This window comes from Micromonospora maritima (assembly GCF_902825405.1).
In the GTDB taxonomy this organism is placed as follows: domain Bacteria; phylum Actinomycetota; class Actinomycetes; order Mycobacteriales; family Micromonosporaceae; genus Micromonospora; species Micromonospora maritima.
The window spans coordinates 21,075-27,176 of record NZ_CADEAU010000021.1; the positions used below are offsets into that span (position 1 = coordinate 21,075).

At 73.6% G+C, this 6,102-nt stretch carries 10 protein-coding genes; 2 read left to right on the top strand and 8 right to left on the bottom strand.

Annotation, left to right across the window (positions count from 1 at the left end; translation table 11 throughout):
* Positions 1–9: 9 nt before the first annotated feature.
* From HUW36_RS04695 to HUW36_RS04705, 3 genes are all read right to left on the bottom strand, one after another.
* Positions 10–189, bottom strand: coding sequence for a hypothetical protein (locus tag HUW36_RS04695; RefSeq protein ID WP_174526976.1), 180 nt, complete (start codon positions 187–189; stop codon positions 10–12).
* Between the two features lie 63 nt (positions 190–252).
* Positions 253–600 (bottom strand): thioredoxin, encoded by a 348-nt coding sequence (trxA, locus tag HUW36_RS04700; RefSeq protein WP_174526977.1) that lies wholly within the window; start codon positions 598–600, stop codon positions 253–255.
* Positions 570–962: a MerR family transcriptional regulator gene (locus HUW36_RS04705; protein ID WP_174526978.1), complete on the bottom strand. Its 393-nt coding sequence runs from the start codon at positions 960–962 to the stop codon at positions 570–572. The genes trxA and HUW36_RS04705 overlap by 31 nt, the downstream gene beginning before the upstream one ends.
* A gap of 361 nt (positions 963–1,323) precedes the next feature.
* On the opposite strand from HUW36_RS04705, the gene HUW36_RS04710 reads away from it, so the two are divergent.
* Complete coding sequence (locus HUW36_RS04710; RefSeq protein WP_174526979.1) at positions 1,324–1,986, top strand: dienelactone hydrolase family protein; 663 nt, start codon at positions 1,324–1,326, stop codon at positions 1,984–1,986.
* Positions 1,987–1,988: 2 nt separating this feature from the next.
* Here HUW36_RS04710 and HUW36_RS04715 read toward each other — a convergent pair whose 3' ends face one another.
* Positions 1,989–3,113 carry an AI-2E family transporter gene (locus HUW36_RS04715; RefSeq protein WP_174526980.1) on the bottom strand — a complete coding sequence of 375 codons (1,125 nt, stop codon included), beginning with the start codon at positions 3,111–3,113 and terminating at the stop codon, positions 1,989–1,991.
* 129 nt (positions 3,114–3,242) lie between these two features.
* On the opposite strand from HUW36_RS04715, the gene HUW36_RS04720 reads away from it, so the two are divergent.
* Positions 3,243–3,425 (top strand): antitoxin, encoded by a 183-nt coding sequence (locus HUW36_RS04720; RefSeq protein WP_174526981.1) that lies wholly within the window; start codon positions 3,243–3,245, stop codon positions 3,423–3,425.
* A 63-nt stretch (positions 3,426–3,488) separates the two neighbouring features.
* Here HUW36_RS04720 and HUW36_RS04725 read toward each other — a convergent pair whose 3' ends face one another.
* The 4 genes from HUW36_RS04725 to HUW36_RS04740 all read right to left on the bottom strand — a co-directional run bounded on the left by HUW36_RS04725 (position 3,489) and on the right by HUW36_RS04740 (position 5,932).
* Positions 3,489–4,103, bottom strand: a complete 615-nt coding sequence (locus HUW36_RS04725) for a C39 family peptidase (RefSeq protein ID WP_174526982.1) — start codon at positions 4,101–4,103, stop codon at positions 3,489–3,491.
* Positions 4,104–4,256: 153 nt separating this feature from the next.
* Entirely contained in the window at positions 4,257–4,670 is a 414-nt protein-coding gene (locus HUW36_RS04730; protein WP_174526983.1) for a pyridoxamine 5'-phosphate oxidase family protein, read from the bottom strand.
* A 43-nt stretch (positions 4,671–4,713) separates the two neighbouring features.
* Positions 4,714–5,055, bottom strand: coding sequence for a YkvA family protein (locus tag HUW36_RS04735; protein ID WP_174526984.1), 342 nt, complete (start codon positions 5,053–5,055; stop codon positions 4,714–4,716).
* Between the two features lie 40 nt (positions 5,056–5,095).
* Positions 5,096–5,932: a hypothetical protein gene (locus tag HUW36_RS04740; protein ID WP_174526985.1), complete on the bottom strand. Its 837-nt coding sequence runs from the start codon at positions 5,930–5,932 to the stop codon at positions 5,096–5,098.
* Positions 5,933–6,102: the final 170 nt, after the last annotated feature.

A 6,102-nucleotide genomic window follows, 5' to 3' on the forward strand; every position in this document is an offset into this window, starting at 1 on the left:
GCGCGTACCTCAGAACTGTGGGCCGTTGGACGGGCGTCCGCCGGCGTCCCGCGGCGCGGTCGCGCGCGGGTCGTCGGAGGTACGCGCCACGGCGGCGCGGTCGGCCCACTCCGACGAGCGCTCCAACTCCTGCTTACGGCGTTCCTGGTCGGTGAGTTCCCGCTCCCGGGACCTGTCCTTCTTCGCCATCGGAGATCCTCGCGATCCGGTCGGGGTCCGTGGTCACCCCGCGCGTTCCCGCCCGGCGGCGGCTCAACCGTCCAGGTGACCGGCGAAGCTCTGGCGCAGGTGGTTCTTCGGCCGCGACCCGACGATCGACCCGACCACCGCGCCGTCGCGGAAGACGAGCATCGTCGGGGCGGACATCACCTGGTACGCCCGCGTGCTCGCCGGGTTCTCGTCGGTGTTGACGGTGACGAAACGCAGCTCGTCGCCGAACTCCTCGGCCAGCTCGGCGAGGTGCTTCGACACCACCCGGCAGGGCGGGCACCACTCGGCCCAGAAGTCGACCACGACCGGCCGGTCGGCGGCCAGCACGGCGGTCGCGAACGTGGCGTCCGTGACCGCCGTCAACCGGCCGGTCTGCGTGTCCTGAGGCATGTTTCCTCCCGATTTGCGATCGCGCGGGCGAGCTGGTCGTGCAGCCGGCGGCGGACCACGCCGAGCCGGTCGAGGTAGTCGTCCACCTCGGCCAGCTTGCGGCGCAGCACCGCCACCGAGTCGGGACAGACGTCGCCGGAGTCGTGGCCGGCGCGCAGGCAGGCGACGAACGGCCTGATGTCGTCCAGACCGAACCCGATCGCCAGCAGGGAACGGATCTCGTGCACGACGCGCAGTTCCGCCTCGTCGTAGACCCGGTATCCGTTGGCCGACCGGCGCGGCCGGACCAGCCCCTGCGTCTCGTAGTAGCGCAGGGTCCGGGCGCTCGTACCGGCCCGCTCCGCCAGCTCCCCGATCCGCATCCGCGTTCCCCCGTCCGTCTCTGGTGCCGACGCTAAACCTTGTCGCCGACGTCAAGGCAACCCCGCGGTCGCGTCGCGTGAGCGATGGCGCAGCAGGCTCGCAGGCCGATCTCCGAATGATCGATATACCGCTGAGTCATCTTTATGACCCAGCGGTATATCGCTGAGAAGGTACGTGTCGCTTCGCGAGCCGGGGCCGAGCTGCCGGGCCGCCGAGCCGCCAGGCCGTCGGGCGATCTTGGTACGAAACGGCCCCTATGGGGCCTGCCCGTACCAAGATCTCGGAGCGGTCCGCCGTCGAGCGCCGAAGCTGGGTGGTGGCCCTCATGATCGCGGGAGAGGGGGGTATGGGGGAGCGGGGGTGAGGGGTGTGCGTGAGGTTTCGGTGCCGGTCGTGGAGGGCGGGCTGACCGGGGACGTGTCGGTGCCCTCGGGGGCCACTGGCGTGGTGCTGTTCGCGCACGGGAGCGGCAGCTCGCGACACAGTCCGCGCAACGTCGCCGTCGGGCGGGCGCTGAACGCGCGAGGGCTCGCCACCGTGCTGGTGGATCTGCTGACGGTCGACGAGGAGGCGCGCGACGAGGTCACCGCCGAGCTGCGCTTCGACATCGGGATGCTCGCCGAGCGGCTGGCCGGGATCGTCGACTGGATGAACGCCGACCCGGAACTCGGACGGCTCCCGATCGGGCTCTTCGGCGCGAGCACCGGGGCGGCCGCCGCCCTGGTCGCCGCCGCCACCCGACCCGAGCGGGTGGGCGCGGTGGTCTCCCGGGGCGGCCGGCCGGATCTGGCGGGCAGCTCACTGTCGGCGGTACGCGCACCGACGCTGCTGCTCGTCGGCGGCCTGGACGAGCAGGTGATCGTGCTCAACGAGCAGGCCCAGGACGCGTTGGGGGAGGTGGCCGAGCTGCGGATCGTGCCCGGCGCCACCCACCTGTTCGAGGAGCCCGGCACGTTGGAGCAGGTGGCCGACCAGGCCGGCACGTGGTTCGTCACCCACCTGCGCCAGCCGCACCCGGCCTGACGTCAGCCGGTGGCCTCGGCGGTACGGGTGACCTCGCCCGAGCGGTGCCGTTGCACGGTGTCCAGCACCCGCCACAGCACGGCGGCGATCGGCACCGAGACGAACGCGCCGGCCACTCCGGCGACAAGCGTGCCGGCGGTGACCACGACCAGGATGACCGCCGGGTGCAGCTGCACCTGCCGCCGCATCACCAGCGGCTCCAGCAGGTTGCCCTCGATCTGCTGCACCGCGATCACCGCGGCCAGCGTGAGCAGCGCCGTGGTGGGGCCGTTCGCGGCCAGCGCGACCAGCACCGCCACCGCGCCGGCGACGGTGGCGCCGATGATCGGCACGAATCCGCCGAGGAACGTGATCAGGGCCAACGGCAGCGCCAGCGGGACGCGAAGCACGACCAGCGCCAGCCCGATGCCGAGGGCGTCGATCGCCGCGATGATCATCGTGCCCCGGCTGTACGCGCCGAGCGTCCGCCAGCCGGCCCGGCCCGCCTCGGCGGTCAGGTCGCGTCGCGGACCGGCCATCCGACGCAGCACCCAACGCCACATCGAGCGGCCGTCCTTGAGCAGGAAGAAGAGCAGCACCAGCCCGAGCAGGAGCGAGCCGACCACCTCGGCGGCGCGGCGGGCGCCGGAGACGGGATCGGGCGCGCCGCTGCTCAGCCCCTGGCGGACCTGCTCGACCAGCCGGTCGAGCTGCTGGTCGGTGACCGGGAGGGTGGAGGTGACGAAGTCGCGGCTGCGTTGCAGGCCCTCGTCGAGCTGCTGGCTCAACTCGCCGAACTGGCTCGCGGTGAGGTTCCAGACCAGGGCGCCGACGCCGACCAGGATGCCGAGCAGCAGCAGGATGGAGAGCAGGGCGGCGAGCGCGGCCGGCACCCGCAGCCGGCGCAGCCGGACCAGGACCGGGTCGAGCAGCGCGGCGAGGAAGAGCGTGCCGGCCAACGCCACGGCCAGGGGAGCCAGCAGCACCGCGACCTGCCCGAGCAGCCACAGCCCGGCCGCGATCACCAGGAGGCAGGCGCTCCAGGTGACCGCCGTGCGCACCGGCCAGGGCAGCCCGGCCCAGGTCTGCCGGGGTCCGGTCGTCGGGGCCGGCCGCGTCGGGCCGGTCGTACCTGCGTCGTCGTCCACGTCGCCTCCTCGATCGTGGCCGTTCGTACCCGACGCGCGCGAATCCGACACCCGGGCGATGAACGCCCGTCCGGCGTTTGTGCTCCCGACCTCAGGGAAGGCTTTCAACGTACCGAAGGGAGAACCGACATGAGCGACTTCATGGACAAGGCCAAGGACTTCGCCGACAAGCACGACGAGCAGGTCGACAAGGGTCTGGACAGGGCAGGCGACATGGCCGACCAGCGCACCGGCGGCAAGTACGACCAGCAGATCGACAAGGGCGTCGACATGGCGCAGCAGCGTACCGGCGAGGGCGACAGCGCCCGCTGACCGCACGACGGACCCGGACGGGCCGGCCTCCACGTGGAGGCCGGCCCGTCCGGGTCTAGTGGGTCAGGAGCTGTAACCGCGGCCGGCGATCCAGTTGGCCAGCTCGGTCACGTCCATCCAGTACGTGGGCTCGTCCGGCCGGGCCGGATCGGCGATCAGCACCGTGTTGCCGTCGTCCTTGTACTCCACGACGGTCAGGTAGTGGCCCGGGTAGCTGTGCTCCACCCCGTCGACGTCCCGCGCGCCGCCGAGGATGTTCGCCACCACCGGCCGGTCCGCGTCCACCGCGGCCCGGATGTCCGCGCGCAGGCGCTCGACCTGCTCCCGGGTGGCCACGTCGTCGCGGATCTCGGTGGTCTTGTACTTGCCGCCGGTGTACTCGTTCAGCACCCGGGTGATGTCGATGGCCGAGTCGGTGCCGTTCTCGGTGGTACCGAGCTTGGCCGCCAGCTCGTCCTGGCTGACGTCCTTGCCCTCGGCCGAGAGCGCGATCCGGGCCGAGGCCGGGCCGCAGTAGAAGAAGTTCGGCTGCGCCTGGTACTCGAAGTCGGCGCTGCGGTCGCCCTTGCCCTTGATCGGGGCCGGGGCGGCGTGGGCGGCGGCCGGACCCGCCATCGTGCTGCCGGCGGCGGCCAGGCCGGCGACGGAGAGCAGGCACCTACGGATGATCGGATTCATGACGAAGCTCCATTCGGGGGTCGACGCTCCGGTCGGAGACGCGGCACCGGGAGTGGCGCTCGGCGTACGGAGAGTGCAACCGCCCTGCTGCATCAGCCATTTCCGGCCGTGGTCGGGGCCACCACGGAAGCGGACAGACGGCGCGTCGGGTCGTCAGTCGGGCAGGCTGCCCAACAGCCGGGTCACCGCGATCTCGATGACCACCCGCTCGGGGTTCGGGCGCGGCGTGCGGTAGCGCTCGGCGTACCGGCGCTCGGCCTCGGCCACCGACGCCGGGTCGCGGCGTACCACCGCCCGGCCCTCCACGGTGAGCCACCAGCGGCCGTCGACCTGGCAGACCGCCACCGGCGTGCCGGCCGGGCCGGCCGCCGCCACGTGCCGCGCCTTCGCCGAACCACCCGAGGTGATCACGCGGGCCAGTCCCGCGTCCGGGTCGAAGGTCACCCCGACCGGTACGACGTGCGGGGTGCCGTCGGCCCGCAGCGTGGTCAGCGTGGCGAGGTGCCGGTCGGCGAAGAAGCGGGCGACCCGCTGGTCGTGCGGATCCAACCGGTGGTCGCCGGGCATGCCGTCTCCTCGCTCGCCGTGCTCGTGTCGAGCTGATGATCGGTCATCGACGCGGCGCGACGCCGGGCGGGTCGGGCAGTCGGGTGGCCGGGGCGGGACCCGTCGCGCGCTGCGCCGCCCGGTGCTTCGCGGCCAGCCGACCCAGGTAGAACAGCGCGCCGGCCAGCACGCCCATGTCGTCCAGGTAGATCGGGTCCGGGAGCAGGTCGACCGGCAGGATCGTGTAGATCAGGGCGCCGTAGAACGCGACCTTGCCACCGGCGCCGAGCGCGCCCAGCATGCGACGGGTGCGGACCACCCGGACGGCGAGCAGCACCGCCCCGACCAGCGTTGCCGCCGCCACGACGGCGGCGAGTGCGACGAGCACCCAGGCTTCACGGGACACACCACCACGCTAGCCGAGCCGGGCCGGCGCCGCCCGACGGTCAGTACGCCGCCACGGCCGCCCGGCCCCGGGCCACCGGGGTCAGCTCCCGGGTGATCTCGGCGCCCGCCACCCCGGTCGGCAGCTCCCGGGTCGGCTCCGGCCCGGCGAAGCCCACGATGGCGAACGCGGCCTGCGGCTCGGCGACCGGGTGCAGCGCCGCGAACGCCTCCTCGCGCAGGCTCCGCGCGGCGGCCGCGGCAGTCTCGGCGGCCCGCCAGGTGGTCTGCTCCCGTTCGGCGGCGGCGCGGTGCCGGGCGAGCAGGTTGTCCCGGACCAGGCGACGCAGCAGCAGCTCCTGCTCCACCGGGTGCCGGCTCGGGTCCCAGCCGCGCCCGCCGAGGATGTCGCTGAGCTGCTGGACGCTGATCTCCTTACGCCACTGGGCGTCCAGCGCGGCCCGGTGCAGCCAGCGCTCCCGGTCCGCGTACTCGGCCGGGGTGCGGGCGGTCCGGGGCAGCGGGAGCGCCGCGGCGGCGGCCAGCCGGTCCACGTCCCTCTCCGCCGCCTGCCAAGCCTGCCAGGCCTCCTCGGCCTCGTCCTGGGCGGCCAGCCACTCGGCACGGCTGCGCTCGGCGGTGGTCGCCGCGCGGGACGCGGCCACGGCCACCTCGTCCGCGTACCGGCTGCGTTCCCGGGCCCGCTCGCGGGCCTGCTCGGCCAGGTCGATGCTGCTCGGTCGGGCGGCCTCGCTGATCCGCTCGCCGAACACCGAGCGGAACCGGGTCGGGCGGACGACCAGGGCGGCGACCACGACGGCCGCCACCGCGAGCAGGGCCAGCCAGATCACGGCGGCGGCGGGGACGTCCGGCAGGACGGTGGAGAAGACGGTCTGCATCACCAGCACCTCGGGTGGAACGTTCGACGATCAACGGTGGGGCCCGGAAGGCGGGCGGGGTGCGTCGCGGTTGACGCGACGGGACGCGGCAGGGCAGGGCGTGGCGCGTCGGGGCGTACCGGAGGGGTGGTCCGGTCAGGCGCGCGGCGGCCCGCGCCGGGCGATCGCGG

What these genes read in the sequence shown, in the direction of transcription:
- HUW36_RS04695 (WP_174526976.1), bottom strand. Translation starts at nt 189, where the DNA reads ATGGCGAAGAAGGACAGGTCCCGGGAGCGGGAACTCACCGACCAGGAA.
- HUW36_RS04725 (WP_174526982.1), bottom strand. Translation starts at nt 4,103, where the DNA reads ATGAATCCGATCATCCGTAGGTGCCTGCTCTCCGTCGCCGGCCTGGCC.
- HUW36_RS04705 (WP_174526978.1), bottom strand. Translation starts at nt 962, where the DNA reads ATGCGGATCGGGGAGCTGGCGGAGCGGGCCGGTACGAGCGCCCGGACC.
- HUW36_RS04740 (WP_174526985.1), bottom strand. Translation starts at nt 5,932, where the DNA reads ATGCAGACCGTCTTCTCCACCGTCCTGCCGGACGTCCCCGCCGCCGCC.
- HUW36_RS04730 (WP_174526983.1), bottom strand. Translation starts at nt 4,670, where the DNA reads ATGCCCGGCGACCACCGGTTGGATCCGCACGACCAGCGGGTCGCCCGC.
- HUW36_RS04720 (WP_174526981.1), top strand. Translation starts at nt 3,243, where the DNA reads ATGAGCGACTTCATGGACAAGGCCAAGGACTTCGCCGACAAGCACGAC.
- trxA (WP_174526977.1), bottom strand. Translation starts at nt 600, where the DNA reads ATGCCTCAGGACACGCAGACCGGCCGGTTGACGGCGGTCACGGACGCC.